Below are 20168 nucleotides of genomic sequence, written 5' to 3'. Positions count from 1 at the left end.
CGAGCGTGATCAAATCTTTCGCCCGCCAGTTTGCCTATTTTGCCGCGTTGCAGAATGCGTATGGGGCCTGCCGGGCAAACAACTACCGGGGGTGTGTGACGGCTGCGCGAATTGGACCTCGAACACAACCGCCACACGGATCGCAACAACAGTTGCGGGGATCAGGTAGAAGAAGAGTGCGCACAAGCGCAAGCCCTCTCTCCCGGCCCCGCCCAGGAGGACTACATGAAATCTCTCAAATCCACGCTCGCCGGATCGGTTGTATTTGCTGCAATGGCCACTGCTGCGCTGTCGGCAGAAGATACCATCAAGGTCGGTGTGCTGCACTCGCTGTCGGGCACCATGGCGATTTCGGAAACCACGTTGAAAGACACGATGCTGATGCTGATCGACCAGCAAAACGCCAAAGGCGGACTGCTGGGTAAACAGTTGGAAGCCGTTGTGGTCGACCCCGCATCCGACTGGCCGCTGTTTGCGGAAAAAGCGCGTGAGCTGCTGACCGTGCACGAAGTGGATGTGATCTTTGGAAACTGGACCTCCGTTAGCCGTAAGTCGGTTCTGCCGGTCATCGAAGAGCTGAACGGCCTGCTGTTCTACCCGGTTCAGTATGAGGGCGAAGAGTCGTCCAAGAACGTTTTCTACACCGGTGCCGCACCGAACCAGCAGGCAATTCCTGCGACCGATTACTTCCTGGACGAACTGGGCGTTGAAAAGTTTGCCCTGCTGGGTACAGACTATGTCTATCCCCGCACCACCAACAACATTCTCGAAAGCTACCTGAAGGGTAAAGGAATCGCGGAAGAGGATATCTTTGTAAACTACACACCCTTCGGTCATTCTGACTGGTCCAAGATCGTGGCGGACGTGGTCGCCTTGGGTGCGGATGGTAAAAAAGTCGGCGTAATCTCGACCATCAACGGTGACGCCAATATCGGCTTCTATAAAGAACTGGCCGCTGCGGGCGTATCGGCTGATGACATTCCTGTTGTTGCGTTTTCGGTCGGTGAAGAGGAACTGTCTGGTCTGGATACCACCAACCTTGTGGGCCACCTGGCGGCGTGGAACTACTTCCAGTCTGCCGATACCGATGCCAACGCAGAATTCGTCGAAACATGGAAAGCCACCATGGGCGAAGATCGCGTGACCAACGACCCAATGGAAGCCCACTATATCGGCTTCAACATGTGGGTGAACGCGGCCACTGCTGCGGGCTCGACCGAAGTTGATGATGTACGCGCTGCCATGTACGGCCAGGAATTCCCGAACCTGACCGGTGGTACTGCTGTCATGCTGCCGAACCACCACCTGGCCAAACCGGTTCTGATCGGTGAGATTCAGGAAGACGGTCAGTTCGACATCATCAGCGAAACCGACGTTGTACCGGGCGATGCCTGGACCGACTTCCTGCCGGAATCGGCGGTTCTGAAGTCGGATTGGAAAGAACTGGGCTGCGGTATGTACAACACCGAGACCGAGACCTGCGTTCAGACCCTGTCGAACTACTAAACCTTACGCAAGGCGGGTGTTATCGCCCGCCTTGCCCTAAAGACACCTCGGGTTTCACCACATGTTACGACTTTTCCTTGCGGGCCTCGCAATTCTATGCGCCTGCCTGACTGCCAACGCGCAAGAGGCCGGTCTGCAACCGATCCTGCAAGAGCATCAGGAGATCATCGCCAAAAGCTCGCGCAAGACGATCGGGCCAGCGATCGATGCGATTGCGTCCAGCGGGTTGCCGCAAGCGCAAGTGATGCTTGAGACATGGGCCGCCAAAGACATGTGGATGCGCAAGTCGGATGGTCTGTTCTTTGCCGGGAAAAAGGGTGAGGGGCGGTCGTATGAGCTGACCGATTTCGACACCGGAGAGGTTGTCGGCACGTTCGAGAAATCCGACCTGAAACAGTTGAAACCCAACAGCGGCATCCGCGCGTTGATCGGAACGGCGTTGGTGCAGTTCCAGCTGACTGATCCGGACCGCGCAAAACGACTGGCCGCACTTGAATCTATAGCACGCGATCCCGAAGGTGTTCTTTTGAACCCTTTGCGCGCCTCAATTGACGATGAACCCGACGCTGATCTGAAGGCTCAGAAACAGCGGCTCGAACGGTTACTGACGATTGGGTATGACGAGGATACCGCCGTGCGCGTGGCCGCGATTGAGCAAATGTCCGACGATCTGGGTGTCGACGTCCGTGGGGCGTTGAACCCCTTGATCGTCACGACACGACAGGCAGCGTCGGAATTGCCGTCTGATGCGAATATAGCCGCCGTTTTGGAGCCGGGCGGCAGTGAATTATCGCGCGATGAGGCGTATGACTTGCTGGTGACCAGCGATCTGGCACCTCCGCGCATTTCACCAGATGATATCCGGGCAGCTCTTGCGGCCAACATCGACGGTGGCCGCGTTGGTGACGTTCCGGTTGCCCAACTGAATATGGATGACACGCGCGCTCGGGCCTATGCAGCCTTGGCCGAGGCCGGGATCGTTCCCGCCTTGGTGACTGAGGCCGACATAGACGCGGCACTGGCTGAACATGTGTTCTTTGACACCTATACGGAACCTTCACCCGAAGTGACCGCCGCCGCGGTACAGGCACTGGAACAGATTGAGTTGAAGGTCGGTCTGAACCAGACCCTCGATCTGACGCTGGACGCGATTTCTCTGGCCTCGATCTATTTCCTCGCCGCTATCGGTCTTGCCATCACCTTCGGCGTGATGGGCGTGATCAACATGGCCCATGGCGAGTTCATCATGATGGGCGCCTATACCGGCTATGTGGTGCAGCAGTTTATCCCCGACCATACGCTGTCGATCATCGTCGCCATCCCGATGGCCTTTGCCGTCACTTTCGCCATGGGCGTCGCGATGGAGCGGTTGGTGATCCGTTGGCTTTATTCTCGCCCGCTGGAGACGCTTCTTGCGACGTTTGGTATCTCGATTGCGCTGCAGCAGCTGGCCAAGAACATCTTTGGCACGCAGGCCCGGCCGCTGACTGCGCCCGGCTGGCTGGACGGGGCATGGGTGCTGAACGATGTGGTCTCGATCAGCTATATCCGCATCGCGATCTTCGTTCTGGCGATGATCTTTCTGGGACTGTTTCTTTATATCATGAAGCGCACCCGGCTGGGGCTTGAAATGCGTGCGGTGACGCAAAACCCGCGTATGGCCGGGTCAATGGGGATCAATCCGGGACGGGTGAATATGCTGACCTTCGGGCTGGGATCCGGCATCGCAGGAATCGCCGGGGTTGCGATTGGCCTGTTCGCCAAGGTCACCTCGGATCTGGGCAGCGACTATATCGTGCAAAGTTTCATGACCGTGGTCGTTGGCGGCGTCGGCAACATCTGGGGCGCGCTGGCGGGCGCAGGCATGATCGGCTTCCTGCAAAAGGGGATCGAGTGGATGAACCCGTCGAATACCCTTGCAGCGCAGACCTACATGATCATCTTCATCATAATTTTCATCCAGTTCCGGCCAAGGGGCATTATCGCCCTCAAAGGCCGCGCGGCGGGGGATTGAGCCATGGAACGCAGCTTTGTCGCCAAGAACCCTTCCGTGCTGGTCTTTCTGGCCATCCTGTCCCTGTTCACCCTCGGCGTAACCGTCCTGTCCGAAGGGTTCGGGATCGGCGTGATCTCGACCAGTTTTGTCAAGACGCTGGGCAAGACCCTGTGCCTGTGCCTGATTGCCGTGGCAATGGATCTGGTCTGGGGCTTCACCGGCATCCTCTCACTGGGCCATTTTGCGTTCTTCGGGCTTGGCGGCTACATGATCGGCATGTGGCTGATGTATGAGCGCACTCGCCTGATCGTGGTCGAGTCGCTTTCGCAGGCCGACATCCCGCCAACCTCAGCCGAGGTCGTAGACGCCATCGGCACGCAAATCTTCGGCGTGGTTGGTTCGTCTGAGTTCCCGCTGATCTGGGCTTTCTCGGACAGTCTGTTTCTGCAACTGGCGCTGGTCGTGCTGGTGCCGGGCCTTTTGGCGCTGATCTTCGGATGGCTGGCCTTCCGCAGCCGTGTCACCGGCGTCTACCTGTCGATCCTGACACAGGCGATGACATTGGCGCTGGCCCTGTACCTGTTCCAGAACGACAGCGGCTTGCGCGGCAACAATGGCCTGTCTGGCCTGCAGAACCTGCCCGGCGTCACCGCCTCGCAGGATGTGGTGTCGATGTGGTTCCTCTGGGCCTCGGCACTGGCCCTAGGCCTGGGGTATATGCTGGCCGCGTGGGTCGTGTCGGGCAAATTCGGCTCGGTCATCCGTGGCATCCGCGATAACGAGGCACGGGTGCGATTCCTTGGCTACTCGGTCGAGGTTTACAAGCTGGCCGTCTTCACCCTGACCGCCTGCATCGCGGCAATCGCGGGCGCGCTCTATTACCCGCAAGCGGGTATCATCAACCCCGAGGAAATGGCCCCGATCGCCTCGATCTATCTGGCCGTCTGGGTCGCCATAGGCGGGCGCGGCCGCCTGTATGGCGCGGTGATCGGCGCGGCGTTTGTGAGTTTGCTCAGCACATGGTTCACCGGCGGACAGGCCCCGGACATTCCGCTGGGCTTCTACACGATCAAATGGGTCGACTGGTGGCAGGTGCTGCTGGGCGTGTCCTTCGTGCTGGTGACGCTGTTCGCCCCCAAGGGTATCGGCGGGTTGTTCGACCTTTGGACCAACCGCCGCGCGCCACAGCGCCACGGCGCGGCCCTCGGGCCTGATGACAGCGCATTGCGCGAAAAGGAGGCCACGGAATGAGTACTCTGCTAGAGGTCAGCGGCGTTTCGGTCACCTTCGACGGCTTCCGTGCGATTAACAACCTGTCTTTCCAGATCGGCAATGCAGAGCTACGTGCCGTGATTGGACCGAACGGGGCAGGCAAGACGACCTTCATGGATATCGTCACCGGCAAAACCCGGCCTGATGAGGGTAGGGTGATCTGGGGCGAGAAATCTGTCTCCCTTCTGCGTATGAGCGAGGCCAAGATCGCGCAGGCGGGGATCGGGCGGAAATTCCAGAAACCCACCGTGTTCGAGGATCAGACCGTCCAGGAAAACCTGCTGATGGCGTTGAAGAACAAGCGCGGCTGGCTGGGTGTCCTGTTCTACCGTCCGTCTTCGGCCGATCTGGAGAAGGTTGAAGAATTGGCTGCCGAGATCGGCCTCAAGGATGAATTGAGCCGCAAATCTGGTGAACTCAGCCATGGTCAGAAGCAATGGCTCGAGATTGGGATGTTACTGGCGCAAGAACCGCGATTGTTGCTGGTTGATGAACCTGCCGCCGGGATGACCCCGCAGGAACGGGAACACACCACTGATCTGCTGGTGCAGGCTGCCAAAACCCGTGCCGTGGTTGTGGTGGAGCATGATATGGAATTCGTCCGCCGCCTGAATTGCAAGGTCACAGTCTTGCACGAAGGCTCAGTTCTGGCAGAGGGCTCATTGGACCATGTCACATCAAATCAGGACGTCATCGACGTCTATCTGGGGCGTTGAGCGATGCTGAAACTGAATGATCTGACTTTGCACTATGGTCACTCGCAAATCCTATACGGCATTTCGATGGAGGCCGCAGTGGGTGAAGTGACCTGTGTCATGGGCACAAACGGCGTTGGCAAGACAAGCCTGATCAAAGCGATCTCAGGGACGCATCCGCGTTCGGGCGGATCGATTGAGCTGAATGGTGAAACCCTGCCAGCACTTCCCGCCCATCGAATGGCCTGGAAAGGTGTCGCTTATGTTCCGCAGGGAAGAGAGATCTTTCCGCTTTTGACAGTGCGCGAGAACCTGGAGACTGGGTTCGCGTGCCTTCCATCAGATCAGCACTTTATCCCAGACGAGATTTTCGACCTGTTCCCGGTTCTCAACCAAATGCAAAACCGCAGGGGCGGAGACCTGTCCGGGGGGCAGCAGCAGCAATTGGCCATCGCCCGGGCATTGATCACCAAGCCGAGCTTGTTGTTGCTGGACGAACCCACCGAAGGAATACAGCCTAATATCATACAGCAGATCGGAGACGTTATTCGCCACCTCAGAACCAAAGGTGAGATGGCGATCGTTCTGGTCGAGCAGTATTTTGATTTTGCCTACGACCTGGCAGACAGGTTCGTCGTCCTCAGACGGGGCGAGATTTTGATGGAAGGCACCCGACAAGAGCTGTCACGCGATCAGGTGCTACAGGGCGTCACGGTCTGACGCCTAATTTTGTTGATGTAGTATGTGAACTAAGGCCCGCCGAATACGGTGGGCTTTTGTGTTCCTCAGCTCAATACGATCACGCGACGCGTTACTTCCGTGAACTTACGCAGCATATGAGGTTCGCCACCTTAAATCTGTGAAAACTCCTTAAATACGATTCGACCACACCCTGATTCCGGGGAATCTCGGTGTATTTGATTGATTTCCACCAAACTCCGGCCACAAATCTGCCCAATTCGAAAGAAAATTCCCGTTATACGGGAAAACCTTTTCGTTTGGGGGGAGGTTTAGATGAACACCGATTGGTATCAATTTTATTAACGGGGATGTGTACCTCGTGTGTGTGCGGAGATTTCGCACTTGGTAAAACAGTCTGGAGTACAAATTATGAAGAATTCAATTCGCTCGATTTTCCTGAAGCTGCGTGACGACGAGCGCGGTGCAACCTTGGTTGAATACGGCATTGCGCTGTTTGTTGCGATTGTCGTTGGCGGCAGCGTTCTGACCAACCTGGCCGACACAACTAGCTCGAACTTTGAAGATGCGGACAATGCGGCTCAGCGCTCTGCGGCGTCGGGCTAAGACGAAGTTGGGCTCTTCGATTTGTAACAGATCGAAGAAGACAAAAAAATCTGATATCCCGCCTTTTTTGGGCGGGGCATCCCACCAAGATTTAGATGGTTTTTCTCAGTTCATCAGTCGACTTGTGAAGTTATAAACAGCATCTCGCCCCAGTCTGATGGCCTGAACCGACTTCGGAGTTTGGAGGGCACAATGCGTGTAAAGTCTTTTCTAATGACATTCCTGGGTGTCGGTTTGGCCGGCGGCGCCGTCCTAATCGCCCAAGATCAATTGCAAAGAGAGCAAGAAGCAGCTGCTGATGCGTCGATCGTCCGAGTTGTGGCGGTGGCGGAAGATATCGCGTTTGGCACACCGATCGAAGGTCACAAGTTGACCACGATCGAATGGCCGGTGGACTCGGTTCCAGCGGGCGTATTCACAAGTTTTGAGTCTGTGCTGCCCGAAACTGGTGGGGAACCTCGTCGTGCTAAACGTGCAATGGCGCAGGGCGAAATTCTATTGGCTTCGAAAGTCTCGGAATTTGGCGAGAAAGTTACAATCGTTCAGACGATTGGAGAAAACAATCGGGCGATGGCGATCAGCGTTAACGCTCAGACGGGTGTTGGTGGCTTTGTAACGCCAGGCGATTATGTTGATGTCGTTTTGACGCGTGGTCAAAACGATCAACTGCGAGCTATCACGATTTTGCAAAACATCCGTATCATTGGCGTTGACCAAACGGCGGATGAAGAACTGGATCAACCCGGTGTCGCGCGTACTGTCACCGTAGAGGTAACGCCTGATCAAGGTCAGCGGCTAGCGCTGGCGCAAAAGGCGGGACAACTGAGCCTTTCGCTGCGGTCCTTGCAAGGCGAGGAAGATAAACCGCTCGAGGCTGTACGTCTCAGCGACATTCTGCTGGAAAAATCGCCGACTGACGAAGAAACAGTGCAACCTGTTGTTACGGTTCGTCGCGGGATTACCGATGTCCAGGAACAGAAAGTAGCGATCACCGCGGATGAAGAGGAAGAGGTTCCTGTAACGGATACGTCCAGCACAGTGAACTAAGTTTAACGAGTGTTCCGGAGGGTTTGAGATGCGTACGGTTAAAAAGTTCAGGAACGACGAAAGTGGCGCAATTCTGGTTTTCGTCGGCATGAGCCTGGTGTTTATCTTCGGCTTCATCGCCCTGACTTTTGATCTTGGCCGTGTCGTCTCGACCCAGACGGATTTGCAGTCCTACGCAGATCACGTTGCCTTGGCTGCGGCGGGTGAATTGGACGGAAATGGTGACGCCATTACCCGAGCCGAGGCTGCTGCAGCTGCGATGATCGAGGACGAACAGCTTTTCGCGGAAGGCAGTCAGACGCTAAATTCTGCGGCAGATTTTTCTCTGAGGTTTTTGACAAATCTTCCGGACGATGCGCGTGATGAGGCTTCGGTAACTAGCTTTGTGACTACCAATCCCAGAGACGCCGTTCTTGTCGAAGTTACAGCGACTCCGCGCACAGTTTTCCTGCCGTTTACGAGGGCACTGGCCACTCTATTGGGTGCGACCCCTCGTGACTCGGAAGTGAGCGCTCAGGCGATTGCCGGTTTTACGTCCTACGCCTGTGATGTAACGCCACTGATGTTCTGCATCCCTCCGGGTTGGACGGCGAACGCCAATATTGGAACCGCAATCAAGCTGCGGACTGGCCAGGCAAACGCGCCTTGGGGTCCCGGCAACTTTGGCTTTCTTGACCCTGAAGACTTTGGCATCAACCCACTGGGTCCGTGCGCCGGTTTGAATGGCTCAAGCCTTTATATTTGTCTGATTGCGGCAGAGGGAAACATCGGGGGTTGCGTTGCTCAACGTGGCGTCGACACCGAGCCTGGACAGCGTCAGGGTATTGCCGGTGCGATCTACAACTCCAGGTTTGACTATTTCGAAGCGACTTTGAATAGCTTTAGAAACGACCCTGCCTATGCACCTGGACCAAACGTAATCTCTGGGTTTGTTCAACCGAGTGGTAACGGTAACGGTAACGGTAACGGCAACGGCAACGGTGGTGGGAATAGCTGTATCAGCGGTCAGCCGGAAATCTCGACAAATACTCTTCCGCTACAACCGGATGATTGTTTCGCAACAGATTCCTGCAGTTTCCCAGGCGGAGATGGTCGGTTCGGTGACGGTGATTGGTCCACTGGTCGGGCCCGCTATGAAGACTTTAACTATGGCAATGGACCAAATGATGATTTGACCGTCAACACAAGCTTGGCAGCAGACGCCATTCGGAATTTGCCGGCGAACACGACGCGCTACCAACTGTATTTGGAAGAAATCGCTCAGGCCGCCGGAGGACCAATTCTGTCACCCGATCGCGCCGAGAGCGGAATACCGCAGTGTAATACGCCGGCCTCTACAGACCCTGATCGTCGGACGTTCATCCTGGCGGCTATCGATTGTGCAGCAAACAACGTACAAGGCCGCGCTGAAGATGTCCCGGTGGAAGAATACATAAAAGGCTTCTTGATCCAACCTTTGGATAGCGACTCGGGCACCGATTTCGACATCTTTCTCGAAGTTGTTGAACAAGTCGGCGGTGGCGGACTGGGTGGTAATGATGATGACGGTATTTTCCGTGATGTAGTGAGGTTGTACCGGTGAAACGTCTTGTTGCTCAAATTCTACGTCTGAAGCGCTGCGAATCTGGCGCGCCGATGGTCGAGTTCGCGATGGTCCTGCCGCTGTTGATATTGTTTATCGCGGTAATCATTGAAGGCAGTCGTATAACCTGGGCCCATCAGGCCGCAGCTGCTGGAGTTCGCGATGCATCGCGTATGATTGCTCGCACCGCACCGATCGACTTGTGCGCCACAGCGACAGGCCCGGTCATACTGGGCGGGAGTTTTGAAACGACGGCAACTGAGATCGTTACCAATCAATTGGGTGGTACATCGATCATGCCCGTCGGAACGTCAATCGTAGACGTGACTCCAACTTGCGTGCGCCGCGATGGTGACTACAGGGTCAATCCGGCCTCGGTCGTTGAAGTTACGGCACAGGTTCGGGTCGATTTTCTGTTTGGCAACGTGTTTGGCTTGTTTGGTGATGCATTGGGCCCGCTGAACATGGAAATTTCGGATCAAAGCAGGGTGTTTGGCATATGAAACGCTTAACACATATACTCCGCGCGTTCCGCAGACAGGAACGTGGTGCCGCACTGGTCGAGCTTGGCCTGGTTATCCCAATGTTCCTGTTGTTGATGTTCGGCATCGTGGACTACGGCCGCCTGTATTGGTCGACAACGACGGCGCAGAAGGCGATGCAGAAAGCTGCACGCTTGGCAACTGTCGGTCCTGCACAATGTGGGGCGCTGCCTGCCACGCACGAGCTTGTCAACGGCGCGCCGGGTGACACAAGATTTGGCACCCTGTGCCGCACGGGCGGTATCTGCGCAACGCCGACATTGCCTGCGCCGTGTACGCTAGACATCAACACAGCTTATGGAGAGCGTATCTGGGATGAGATCGAGGCGCTTTTGCCGCCAGGTACAACGCCTGCCAACGTACAGTTTGCTTATACACATGACTCGCGCCTTGGTTTCCTGGGCGGACCTTACACCCCGGTTGTTACGGCCGAACTTATCAACGTCAATTTTGATTTCGTAATGCCGCTGGCTGGTTTGGCTGCGCTTGCGTCCAGCAGCCCGGCGGTCACTTCCAATACCCCAAACAGCATTTCCCTTCCCGCGATGAGCACTTCGGTACCTGCCGAAGACTTGGGCATCGGGGCAGCAGAGTAAGGAGAAGTATAATGAGTGGAAAAAATATTTCAGTATTGTTGATTTCGCCGGACGAAGAGATCTATTCGGCCATCGAGGGATCACTCGCCGAGCAGGAGAACTGCCAGTTCACGGGACGAAAAGACACTGTCTCGGGTGTGAACGGATCGGCAATTTCACTCACTGCGCTGAACGATGTTGTCCTGTTTGATGTCGAAGAAGACAGCGACAAGATGCTGGAGACAGCCAAAAGCATCTGTGACGCGCGGATGCCCAACGCAATCATCATCGCGCTGGCACCCGAAGATATGCCGCTGGAAAAAGCACGGCAGCTTTCGAAGTTGGGTGTGGATGAGGTTTTGCCGCGCAAAGCCATTAATGAAGAAATCGTACCCCAGGTCGATGCAATTCGGACCCGTCGTCAGGCGCAATTGCCTGCGGTGTGGGGCGGGCACGCAACCCTTGGGAAAGTAATCGCCGTTGCGAAATCCCGCGGTGGCGTCGGATCGTCGCTGGTTGCCGCGAATATGGCGAACGAGCTGCAACAGAAAGAGGGCTTCTTTAAGAAGAAAGCCGCAAATGAAGTTGCAGTTGTCGACCTGGACTTCCAGTTTGGCTCGATCGCGGCCCTGATGGATGTTGAAGAAAGCGACGCCATGTGGCGTATGGCGATGGAAGAAAGCATCCCCGACAGCGCTTTCCTTGAGCAGGCAATGACAAAGGCGCCTTGCGGTGTCGACGTTCTGGCCGCGCCTTCCCGCTATGGTCCTTTGTCGGCCATCAAGGACGAACAGATTGACGCAATTCTCGACAGCCTCAAGCGTTCGCATGACTATGTGATCGTGGACCTGCCGCGTGCCTTGGTGGAATGGATCACCCCGGTGCTGACACAGGCCGACCGGCTGTATCTTGTGACCGACGTGGCCGTTCCATCGGTACGCTCGGCGCGTAAGCTGATTGATTTTTACCACAGCGAAAACCCAGCGCTTGATATCCAACTGGTTGCAAGCCTTGAGAAAAAACCGCTGTTCCCAGCCGCACATCATCGCGCTGCGACCAAGTTGCTTGAAAAGGACTTTTCTTATTGGGTGCCGAAGGATGACCGGACTGTGCGTGAATCCGTAGACCGCGGAATTCCGCTCCAGGAAGTCTCCAACCGCGCTCCAGCGACACGTGCGATTAAAAAACTGGCGGACGATACCAGAGCATCGCTGCCACCGCGCATGAATAACTAACGGAACCCGCTTCTGAAGCTGTGACGGAAGATAAAGTAAAAGGTTGATATAATGTTTCGTGAATTTGACAGACCGGGTCGTCCAACTCCTAACGCTGCCAAGGTTGTTCCCCTGGATCCAAAGCCGGCAGAGGCCAAAGTTTCAGACATGGCTGCCTTTGGCGCCGAGAAGAAAGCTGCCATGCAAGAGCGTGAGCTTGACCGGATTGACCTGAAAGCCCGGATGCACAACTCGTTGCTGGACAAGCTCAACCTCGCCGTCATTGACAAGGTTGAAGAAGATACACTGCGCGGTGAGATCGGCAAACACGCCACAGATCTGCTTCGCGCTGAAGGCCGCGCTATGCGCAGCGACGAGATCAAGCAACTGGTCGAAGAGCTGATGCACGAGGTACTTGGCCTTGGCCCACTTGAGCCGCTGCTTGCTGATCCGACGATCAACGACATCCTCGTAAATGGTCATGAACAGATCTTCGTTGAGCGCGCAGGTATTCTTGAAAAGACTGCAGCACGGTTCCGGGATGAGCGGCACCTGCTGAGAATTATCGACAAGATTGTCAGCCGCGTTGGCCGTCGTATTGATGAACGCCAGCCTTGGGTTGATGCGCGACTGGAAGACGGCAGCCGTGTAAATGCCATCATTCGCCCCTGTGCGCTGGATGGTCCGGCCCTTTCCATTCGTAAGTTTGCACGCGTGCCTTTGACGATGCAGCGTTTGGTTCAGAACGAAGCTCTGAACGATAGTGCCGCTGAGTTGTTGAAGGGTCTGGTCGAAGCCAAAATGAACGTGCTGATCTCAGGCGGTACAGGTTCTGGTAAGACGACAATGCTGAACGCTTTGTCCTCGTATATTGGCCATAATGAACGGATCGTTACCATCGAAGACGCGGCCGAACTTCAGCTGCAGCAAGAACACGTGTTGCGCATGGAAACCCGCCCAGCGGGTCTGGACGGCACTGGTGCGGTGGCACAACGTGACCTGGTTCGCAACGCGCTGCGGATGCGCCCGGATCGTATTGTTGTAGGCGAGGTGCGAGGCTCGGAAGCGTTTGATATGCTTCAAGCTATGAACACCGGCCACGACGGCTCGATGACCACGGTTCACGCCAACAGCCCTCGGGACGCCCTGTCGCGTGTTGAGCAGATGGTGCAGATGGGCGGCATGGAACTGCCTCACGCGGCGATCCGCGCAACCATCGCGTCCGCTGTGAATTTTGTCTTGCAGCTCAACCGTTTGTCGGACGGTACGCGCCGCGTGACGTCGATTGCCGAGGTAACCGGTATGGAAGGTGATATCGTCACCATGCAGGATATCTTTGTCTTCAAGCGCGAAGGTAAAGACGAGAACGGTAAAGTTCTCGGCCGGTTCATGGCGACAGGCATTCGACCGAAGTCCAGCGAGGCATTGGCCGCCGCTGGGGTCGATCTGTCCACGGTCAAATTCAGCTAAAGGAGACCGGTCATGTTTGAACAAATTCGATCATACTTCGCTAACCTGAACATCAATGCCCTGGTGGGGCCCGAGATGGAAATTGCGGGCTTTGACGTTCGGTTTGTTCTTGCATTGGTCATGTTCCTGGGCGCTCTGATCGCCTGGGAAGGTATTCGACAGTTCCTGCGTCGCGGTGAAAACCGGGAAGAGGCCATCAACCGCCGCGTTCAGATGCTGAACGAAGGCAGAAGCGGTGAGGACGTCCTGAACCTTCTGAAGCCTCAGGAGGCAAAGCCGTTCATAAGGAATTTCCCATTCGTGGGCGATTTGCCGGCGGCTTTGAAGGCGTCAGGGTTGAATATGGTCCCTGAGATGTTTCTGGTGGCCTGCGTTGTGGCGTTCCTGATCTGTGCGATCGGGGGCTCGACAATCGCTAACCCGTATCAGGTGGTTCCAATTTCCGCTGTCGTGTTTCTAATTGGGCCTCTGGTCATTCTGGGGTCCACACTCAGAAAACGTAAGGCGAATCTGATCAAGCAATTACCGGATGCCTTGGATCTGATGGCGCGTGGTCTAAAAGTAGGCCACCCCCTGAACACGACACTGCAGAGTGTTGCCGAAGAGATGCCAGATCCTATCGGGACTGAATTTGGCCTGATCGTGGACCAGGTCGCTTATGGCGAAGAGCTTACGGATGCCATGAAAAACCTGGCAGACCGCATTGACGAAGAGGATATTCAATACCTCGCCGTTGCGCTGATGATGCAGCATGGTACCGGTGGCGATTTGGCCGGGATCCTCAGAACTCTGGCGCGGGTAATTCGGGCACGTATGTCCTTGCGGCGTAAGGTCAAAGCGATTTCCGCAGAGGGTCGTATGACTGCATTCATTCTGTCCAGCATTCCGGTTTTGATTGCCGTGTTCATGACAATCATGACGCCGACCTACTATGGTGACGTTGCAGACGCTCCGCAGTTCTGGCCGGTGATGGGTGTGATTGCCGTTGCGGTCGTGGTGAACGCCATCGTGTTGTTTAAGTTGGTGAATTTCCGGATATAAGGGGTTCTTTCGATGGAATTTGTAAATTCAATTCTTGAAAACGGTTTCGCATCGCAAATCCTTATTTTTGCCGTGGTTATCATCGGCGCTGTGGTCGCGTTTTTCGGAATTTCATCCGCATTCAGCGAACGTTCGACCGCTGCCGAGCGTATGGCTCCCAGTCGTCCGCGGCAGAACCTTGCGCGCACAACACCTGATAAACTTGAGGGAGAAACGCCAACCGGACTTAGCGCGGCGCTGATCCCGACAGACGCCAGCGAGCGGCTCGAAGTTGGTCAGGTGCTCGCGCGCTCTGGGTTTCGTGGAAAGAATGCCATCGCGGGATATTACTTTATTCGTCTGGGATTGGCGACATTCCTGCCGCTCACGTTCATTTTCCTGCTGAACTGGCAGCCTGCTAACAACTTTGGTGCTCGTATTGCGGAATATATGGCCGGTTTGGACCTGCTGACCACTTTACGTAATGTCGTAATCTTAGGGGCGATTGGCTTCTATGTTCCGCACCTTTGGATGAGCGCGCGCATTAAAGAACGCAAAAGGCTCATGCAAAACGCGTTCCCTAACATGCTTGATCTGCTGCAGATTGGGATAGAGGCAGGGATGGGTTTTGATCAGGCCTTGTTGAAAGTTGCCGTTGAAATGCAGTTGGTCGCGCCTGAGATGTCAGAAGAAATCCTAATTGCGCTAAGCGAGATACAGGCCGGTCGCGATCGTGATGCCGCTTTGATGCGCATGGCGCGTCGGACCGGGATTGAAGAAATGAGTGCCTTTGTCAGTGTGGTTCTGCAATCGACTCGCTTTGGTGTTCCGCTGGCGTCTGCTCTAAACACATATGCGGAAGAAATGCGAGAGTTGCGGGAGGTGCGTGCGCAAGAAAAAGCCAACAAGCTGCCCGTTCAGATGTCTGCCGTTATGGCGAGTTTGATGCTGCCAGCCATTGCCGGGCTCATACTTGCACCTATCGTCATCCGTTATATGGAGACTTTCGGCAACTAAGATCTACTGGGTTACCTGCGTGATCGACCAGATCACCAGGACCAACCCGGATGATCCGATGGCAATACCCATGGGAAACTCTCGCGATTGGGCCGTTGATGTGAAGCGTTGCGAAAACTCTTTAGCGAAACGGCGAAGCGTGATCATCAATGCAATTCCAAGCGCCATCGCGACCGCAAGCAACAAAAGATAGTCAGGTAGTGCGCGGACAGGAACGACAAGGAAGACGATCGGAAGCATTTTTGCATCCCCACCGCCCAACCACCTAATGGCAAACAAGCCGAAACAAACTGCAAAGCAAACCCCGCCGATGAGCGCACGGAGCAGCAGCTCGTTCCACGCCAGAAAGGGGGCGGTGACAAGAAAAATTGCCACGCCGATCATGCAATAGGTGTTGGGGATTCGCAGCTGAGTGAAATCAGTCCATGCGATTGCCGCAAAAAGCGGTGCGAAAAGCCAAAGAGCTATCCAAGTTTGCCAGTCTGTGTCAGGCATTAAGCCCTTGCTTGATGTAGTTTCCCATGAAGAGCTTCACGCTCTTCGACCGAAACTAGTCTGCGCGCCAGCATATGGAAATTGTCCAGACCGGTTTTTGAGTAGATATGTTTGAGGTGTGTTCTGACAGTTGCAGGTCCGATCCCCAGTTCGGCACCGATCGCCTGTGTGGAAATCCCGCGAGAAACCAGAACACAGACCCGCCACTCAGCGCGGGTCAGTCCCGTCGGGTTGTCTGTGCTCAGAATTGGGGCATCAGAACAGGTTTTGCGGATTGTCGCCACAGTCTGGCGTGACAAGGCTTCGGTCACCAGACCCGCGCGGCGGCTCTGAAAGGTTTCCGACAACTGTGGAGTGATCTGTTCGATCGCCTCTTTAAAGCGTTGATCGGAACCTGGTCCGAAATGAAGCTCCAGAAAATCGATCTCACCTGCCTGGTGGTCCAGGCACACAAACAGAATATCTGAAATTCTGCGGTTCGAAACCCAATCCGTCAGGACAGGCGACCATTTTCCTGGGTCCTCACCGTCTTCACGCAGGCTGAAAACAGAACCACGCTTAGGCATGTTGCGAAACGGGCCAAGCGCATCGTTCGCGAACGACATGAACAAGTTCCGACCGTTCGCGACATCGCGCGTGTCAGCACGCGCGGCAATGCGATGGGCACCCTTGTTCAGCCAAAGGCGACTTATCACACCGCACTCTGCACCAAAGGCTTCAACAATGCCTTTTAGCGCAGCGTCCAGAACAAGTCCGCCCTGACTCCAATGAATGAAATTTATGATTGCTCGTGCATGAAGCGCGTTTGGCAGCCACGCCCCACTTTGAGCCTTCCCCCCATCCATACGTCACCGTTCCATACTAGTTACAACAAATTGTGGCTTACGCCGAAATCGGGCAAATGCCCATACTGTCTTTCATCGATTCTTATCAGATATCGAAAGTATCACTTTAAAAATTAACTGAAAATTAACGGTACATAAATTCTGGCGTTATGCTGGAAGTTGTGACCAATTGGCCGCCAAATTATAGACAAAGCCACAAAATATGCTTCACTGTTCCGCCTTAGGCAGACAATAAAGTGCCTAAATACCCTTGGTATTGCCCGGAGTATTCCCCTTTTGTTCTGTTGGTATTCACGCGATGAGATCACCGAAATGCATGGATATTGCCAATTTCCCTAAGTGAACCGGGCACATAAGAAAAGCTCGGAGTAAACACTTTCAGGTGGTATCTGTTTAATAGGGTATGTCGTGCACTAAAGTTTAACGTCTACGAATAGAAACATCAGATTATTTGGTTTTTGAATGTGTGGCAGGTCGAAAGCCGGATGCATGCTATGTGTCAAAAATGTTTCAGAACCTCTCGTTTTTTGCTCTTTTATTTACAGACCATAGCGGCATTTTTAATTGGTTATTGAGCGCTTCTTCAGAAGCTCGTTTGTATTTTTAGAACGCAGGATGCGTTTTCATTCGCTGGAACAAGAGTCGGCGTATAGAAAATGGGAAATGGCATGAGCGAATGACTGGCAAATCTTTCACGCGCCGCGGCGTTCTAAGGTCCGGCATAGCTGCCGGTTCGGGCCTGGCCTTGCCAATGGTATTCACGGCCTCGTCCGCGGCTGCATACACCAACGAACCAACTGGCTCTTCGGTTACGCTGGGTTTCAACAATGCGCTCACAGGGCCATATACCGAGGAAGGGAATGACGAACTGCTGGCGCAACAGCTTGCAGTTGAACACCTGAATGGCGAAGGCGACGGTGGTTGCCTGAACACATTCTCGTCCAAAGAGCTTAGCGGGAACGGTATCCTGGGCAAGAAAGTCGCGTTTATTACCGGCGACACAAAGACCAAATCGGATGCTGGGCGTGCGTCGGCCAAATCGATGATCGAGAATGGCGACGCGATTATGATAAACGGCGGCTCGACCTCGGGTGTGGCAATTGCCGTTCAGGATCTGTGTCAGGAAGCGGGTGTGATTTTCATGGCCGGTCTGAGCCACGCAAATGACACGACAGGTAAGAATAAAAAAGCCAACGGGTTCCGTCATTTTTTTAACGCCTACATGTCAGGCGCCGCGCTGGCACCCGTGCTGGCCACCGAATTGGGCCAAGAGCGCCGTGCCTATCATCTGACGGCTGATTTCAACTGGGGCCGCAGTCAGGAGGAGGCGTTGGTTGCCTCGACCGAAGCCATGGGTTGGGAAACCGTCGACAGGGTTAAAACACCGCTCGGGGAGACTGATTTCGCGAATTTTATTTCTCCGGTCCTGGACGCGGGTGCGGATGTGTTGATTCTAAATCATTATGGCGCCAACATGGTGATCTCTCTAAGCCAGGCGATCCGGTCTGGCCTTTTGGAAAAGGTCGCAAACGGTAGAGACTTTAAAATTGTCGTGCCATTACACACCGAGTTAATCGCCGATGCTCTGGGAGAGAAAATCAAGGGTGTTCTGGGCTCAATGAACTGGAACTGGCAGCTGCAGGATGAAGGCACCAAGGCCTTCGTGAAATCCTTTAGTGACAGATACGGCAAACCGCCATCGAGTGCGGCGCAGACCTGCTACGCTCAGACATTGCTGTATGCCGACGCATGTGAACGTGCGGGTACGTTCAACCCATGTGGTGTTGTCCAAGCCCTTGAGGGATTTGAATTTGACGGTCTTGGAAACGGTCCGACACTGTACCGGTCAGACGACCATCAGTGCTTCAAAGACGTTTTGGTAGTGAGAGGGCGTCAGAACCCGACCAACGACTATGATAAGCTGGAAATAGTCGATGTGACACCGGTTGAGCAGGTAACCTATCCACCAGATCACCCGATGTTTGCGGGTGGCGAACTTGGTTCGTGCAATCCGGGAGCCTGAAAGCTGCCACCTTAAGCCAGTTGTGACACGACTTCGGTTACGAGGGAAGGCAGCTTATTGTTGTGGTCAAAACTCAAGGTATGCGGAATCTCAGCGACCGGGGTTTTTCGATACCCTTCCGTGAACAGCAAAAAGGGTATCTGAGCTCGCTGGGCGGTCTCGGCATCGACCTCGCTGTCCCCGACAAAAAGGCGCGGGCCTGTATTTTGCACCGCCTCAAAACTCGCATGCAGATGCGCTGGGTCGGGCTTGCGGGTGTCCAGTGTGTCGCCGCCAAAAACTGTGTCGAAATGATGCGCGAGGTTGAGGGCTTGCAGGATGTGGCGCGCTGGAGCTTCGGGTTTGTTGGTGCAGATACCCAAAACACAGCCCATATTGCGTAACTCGGTCAGTGCCTCGGACACGCCGGGATAAGGTACGGTCAAGTCGCTGGAGGCGGCCGTATAGTAGTCCAGCGTAATTTTTGTCAGCTCTCCGTGGCGTTCAAGGGGAAGGTCGCAATGCAGGATGACCCTCTCAACCAGCTTGGGCAGGCCGTTGCCGACGAATTGCTTGATAGTGGTTTGCGGCAACGGGTCCACATCCTGACTTTGCAGCATCTTGTTCGCGGCTGCCGCGATGTCGGGGATGGAATCAATCAGGGTTCCGTCCAGATCGAACATGATTGTCGCGGTCATTGATGCCTCGTCCTTGCTAGCTGCCGCGCCAGACCTATCCCGCGTGTTGAAAGAGTGCAAATCGCTCCAGCTCATGCGTGGTATAAATCGCACTTGACATACCTGACTAAAATAATCAGATTAATGTCAAGATCGACAGCCACCCCGGATTCGGGTCAGCCAGATATTTGAAATGCGAACAGAAAAAGGCCTTTCGCCGAAAGCGTCTGGAGTTGTCATTATGAATGTGCAGAACCCGAACCCCAGCCAATCCTACGCAGTTTCCATGCTGCCAGCCCATAAAGCCGAAGACCTGACCAAGGGCGGCAATCTTGCGCATATTGAACTGGGCGATCAGCTTTACACGCTGCGTATCACCCGCGCCGGCAAATTGATCCTGACGAAATGAGCGGGTCCACTACGCGCGGCGGTGCGGCGGTCGGACGTTTGGCAGACCTTAGCCCGCTAGAGGCGGGGGCTGTCATGTACTTGCGGCTATGGAGCGATGGTGCGCAGGCGCGGGCGGATGCTGCCAGTGATTTCGAGATAGCGTTGGGCACAGATCAAGGGCGCTTGGCCATGCTGACCTTGGACCGGTTGTGTTCCTTATGTGCACATCACGGGCGGCGTCCTTTGATCCGTCACGGATTGGGGTGTTCCTGCCTCGGTGCGGACGAGAACTGTTTTGCTCAGATGATCGCGGCTGCGTCCGAAGGCGCACGCGAAGATGCGATGATGATGGCTTCGCTGATTGTGCGCCCCGACTTTGCACCAGCACTTGCCTCTTTGTCCGAAGAGTTAGGGTTGGCACTGCGCAGAATGACGGTATCGCTGCCGGTTCCCAGTACCGGACATAAATCCCCCTCGGCAGTGCTTCATTAACGGTCGAGCAGGTTCAAAGCCCGGGC

The 20168-nt window shown here is 55.0% G+C and carries 20 protein-coding genes; 17 read left to right on the top strand and 3 right to left on the bottom strand.

The genetic code is table 11. The annotated features are described in order from the left end of the window. Window positions 1-225: 225 nt before the first annotated feature. From urtA to ACR0DG_RS17485, 14 genes are all read left to right on the top strand, one after another. Window positions 226-1506 carry an urea ABC transporter substrate-binding protein gene (urtA, locus tag ACR0DG_RS17550; RefSeq protein WP_480699636.1) on the top strand — a complete coding sequence of 427 codons (1281 nt, stop codon included), beginning with the start codon at window positions 226-228 and terminating at the stop codon, window positions 1504-1506. Window positions 1507-1567: 61 nt separating this feature from the next. Beyond that, window positions 1568-3520 (top strand): urea ABC transporter permease subunit UrtB, encoded by a 1953-nt coding sequence (urtB, locus tag ACR0DG_RS17545; protein WP_480699634.1) that lies wholly within the window; start codon window positions 1568-1570, stop codon window positions 3518-3520. Between the two features lie 3 nt (window positions 3521-3523). Further along, window positions 3524-4753, top strand: coding sequence for an urea ABC transporter permease subunit UrtC (gene urtC, locus ACR0DG_RS17540; RefSeq protein WP_480699632.1), 1230 nt, complete (start codon window positions 3524-3526; stop codon window positions 4751-4753). Continuing rightward, the gene (gene urtD / locus ACR0DG_RS17535; RefSeq protein WP_480699630.1) at window positions 4750-5490 is read left to right on the top strand and encodes an urea ABC transporter ATP-binding protein UrtD; all 741 of its coding nucleotides are present in this window, start codon (window positions 4750-4752) and stop codon (window positions 5488-5490) included. Before urtC ends, urtD begins: the two co-directional genes overlap by 4 nt. A 3-nt stretch (window positions 5491-5493) precedes the next feature. Then, window positions 5494-6189 (top strand): urea ABC transporter ATP-binding subunit UrtE, encoded by a 696-nt coding sequence (gene urtE / locus ACR0DG_RS17530; RefSeq protein WP_480699628.1) that lies wholly within the window; start codon window positions 5494-5496, stop codon window positions 6187-6189. A 390-nt stretch (window positions 6190-6579) separates the two neighbouring features. Further along, a complete protein-coding gene (locus tag ACR0DG_RS17525) occupies window positions 6580-6774 on the top strand; it encodes a Flp family type IVb pilin (protein ID WP_480699626.1) in 195 nt (64 codons plus the stop codon). 192 nt (window positions 6775-6966) lie between these two features. Further along, entirely contained in the window at window positions 6967-7821 is an 855-nt protein-coding gene (gene cpaB / locus ACR0DG_RS17520; RefSeq protein WP_480699624.1) for a Flp pilus assembly protein CpaB, read from the top strand. Window positions 7822-7849: 28 nt separating this feature from the next. After that, complete coding sequence (locus ACR0DG_RS17515; protein ID WP_480699622.1) at window positions 7850-9403, top strand: pilus assembly protein TadG-related protein; 1554 nt, start codon at window positions 7850-7852, stop codon at window positions 9401-9403. Continuing rightward, window positions 9400-9906, top strand: a complete 507-nt coding sequence (locus ACR0DG_RS17510) for a TadE/TadG family type IV pilus assembly protein (protein WP_480699620.1) — start codon at window positions 9400-9402, stop codon at window positions 9904-9906. The genes ACR0DG_RS17515 and ACR0DG_RS17510 overlap by 4 nt, the downstream gene beginning before the upstream one ends. Then, window positions 9903-10541: a TadE/TadG family type IV pilus assembly protein gene (locus ACR0DG_RS17505; protein WP_480699618.1), complete on the top strand. Its 639-nt coding sequence runs from the start codon at window positions 9903-9905 to the stop codon at window positions 10539-10541. The genes ACR0DG_RS17510 and ACR0DG_RS17505 overlap by 4 nt, the downstream gene beginning before the upstream one ends. Before the next feature lie 11 nt (window positions 10542-10552). Continuing rightward, window positions 10553-11755 (top strand): CpaE/TadZ family protein, encoded by a 1203-nt coding sequence (locus ACR0DG_RS17500; protein ID WP_480699616.1) that lies wholly within the window; start codon window positions 10553-10555, stop codon window positions 11753-11755. Window positions 11756-11902: 147 nt separating this feature from the next. Beyond that, a complete protein-coding gene (locus ACR0DG_RS17495) occupies window positions 11903-13204 on the top strand; it encodes a TadA family conjugal transfer-associated ATPase (protein ID WP_480707246.1) in 1302 nt (433 codons plus the stop codon). Between the two features lie 12 nt (window positions 13205-13216). After that, window positions 13217-14245, top strand: coding sequence for a type II secretion system F family protein (locus ACR0DG_RS17490; protein WP_480699612.1), 1029 nt, complete (start codon window positions 13217-13219; stop codon window positions 14243-14245). A gap of 12 nt (window positions 14246-14257) precedes the next feature. Next, on the top strand, window positions 14258-15241 hold the full coding sequence (locus ACR0DG_RS17485) for a type II secretion system F family protein (RefSeq protein WP_480699610.1): 984 nt from the start codon (window positions 14258-14260) through the stop codon (window positions 15239-15241). A 3-nt stretch (window positions 15242-15244) separates the two neighbouring features. On the opposite strand, the gene ACR0DG_RS17480 is transcribed toward ACR0DG_RS17485, so the two are convergent. Beyond that, entirely contained in the window at window positions 15245-15736 is a 492-nt protein-coding gene (locus ACR0DG_RS17480; RefSeq protein WP_480699608.1) for an A24 family peptidase, read from the bottom strand. Then, window positions 15736-16581: a helix-turn-helix transcriptional regulator gene (locus ACR0DG_RS17475; protein WP_480699606.1), complete on the bottom strand. Its 846-nt coding sequence runs from the start codon at window positions 16579-16581 to the stop codon at window positions 15736-15738. Before ACR0DG_RS17475 ends, ACR0DG_RS17480 begins: the two co-directional genes overlap by 1 nt. A gap of 676 nt (window positions 16582-17257) precedes the next feature. Between ACR0DG_RS17475 and ACR0DG_RS17470 the strand changes: the two genes are divergently transcribed. Continuing rightward, window positions 17258-18604 (top strand): substrate-binding protein, encoded by a 1347-nt coding sequence (locus ACR0DG_RS17470; protein WP_480699604.1) that lies wholly within the window; start codon window positions 17258-17260, stop codon window positions 18602-18604. An 11-nt stretch (window positions 18605-18615) separates the two neighbouring features. On the opposite strand, the gene gph is transcribed toward ACR0DG_RS17470, so the two are convergent. Further along, window positions 18616-19281: a phosphoglycolate phosphatase gene (gene gph / locus ACR0DG_RS17465; RefSeq protein WP_480699602.1), complete on the bottom strand. Its 666-nt coding sequence runs from the start codon at window positions 19279-19281 to the stop codon at window positions 18616-18618. Between the two features lie 220 nt (window positions 19282-19501). Between gph and hemP the strand changes: the two genes are divergently transcribed. Continuing rightward, a complete protein-coding gene (gene hemP, locus ACR0DG_RS17460; protein WP_082637147.1) occupies window positions 19502-19669 on the top strand; it encodes a hemin uptake protein HemP in 168 nt (55 codons plus the stop codon). After that, entirely contained in the window at window positions 19666-20142 is a 477-nt protein-coding gene (locus tag ACR0DG_RS17455; protein WP_480699600.1) for a hypothetical protein, read from the top strand. The genes hemP and ACR0DG_RS17455 overlap by 4 nt, the downstream gene beginning before the upstream one ends. Window positions 20143-20168: the final 26 nt, after the last annotated feature.

Source organism: Ruegeria sp. BG8 (assembly GCF_056538325.1).
Note: the sequence above shows the minus strand (reverse complement) of the source record. Positions and strands in the feature narration are given on the sequence as shown.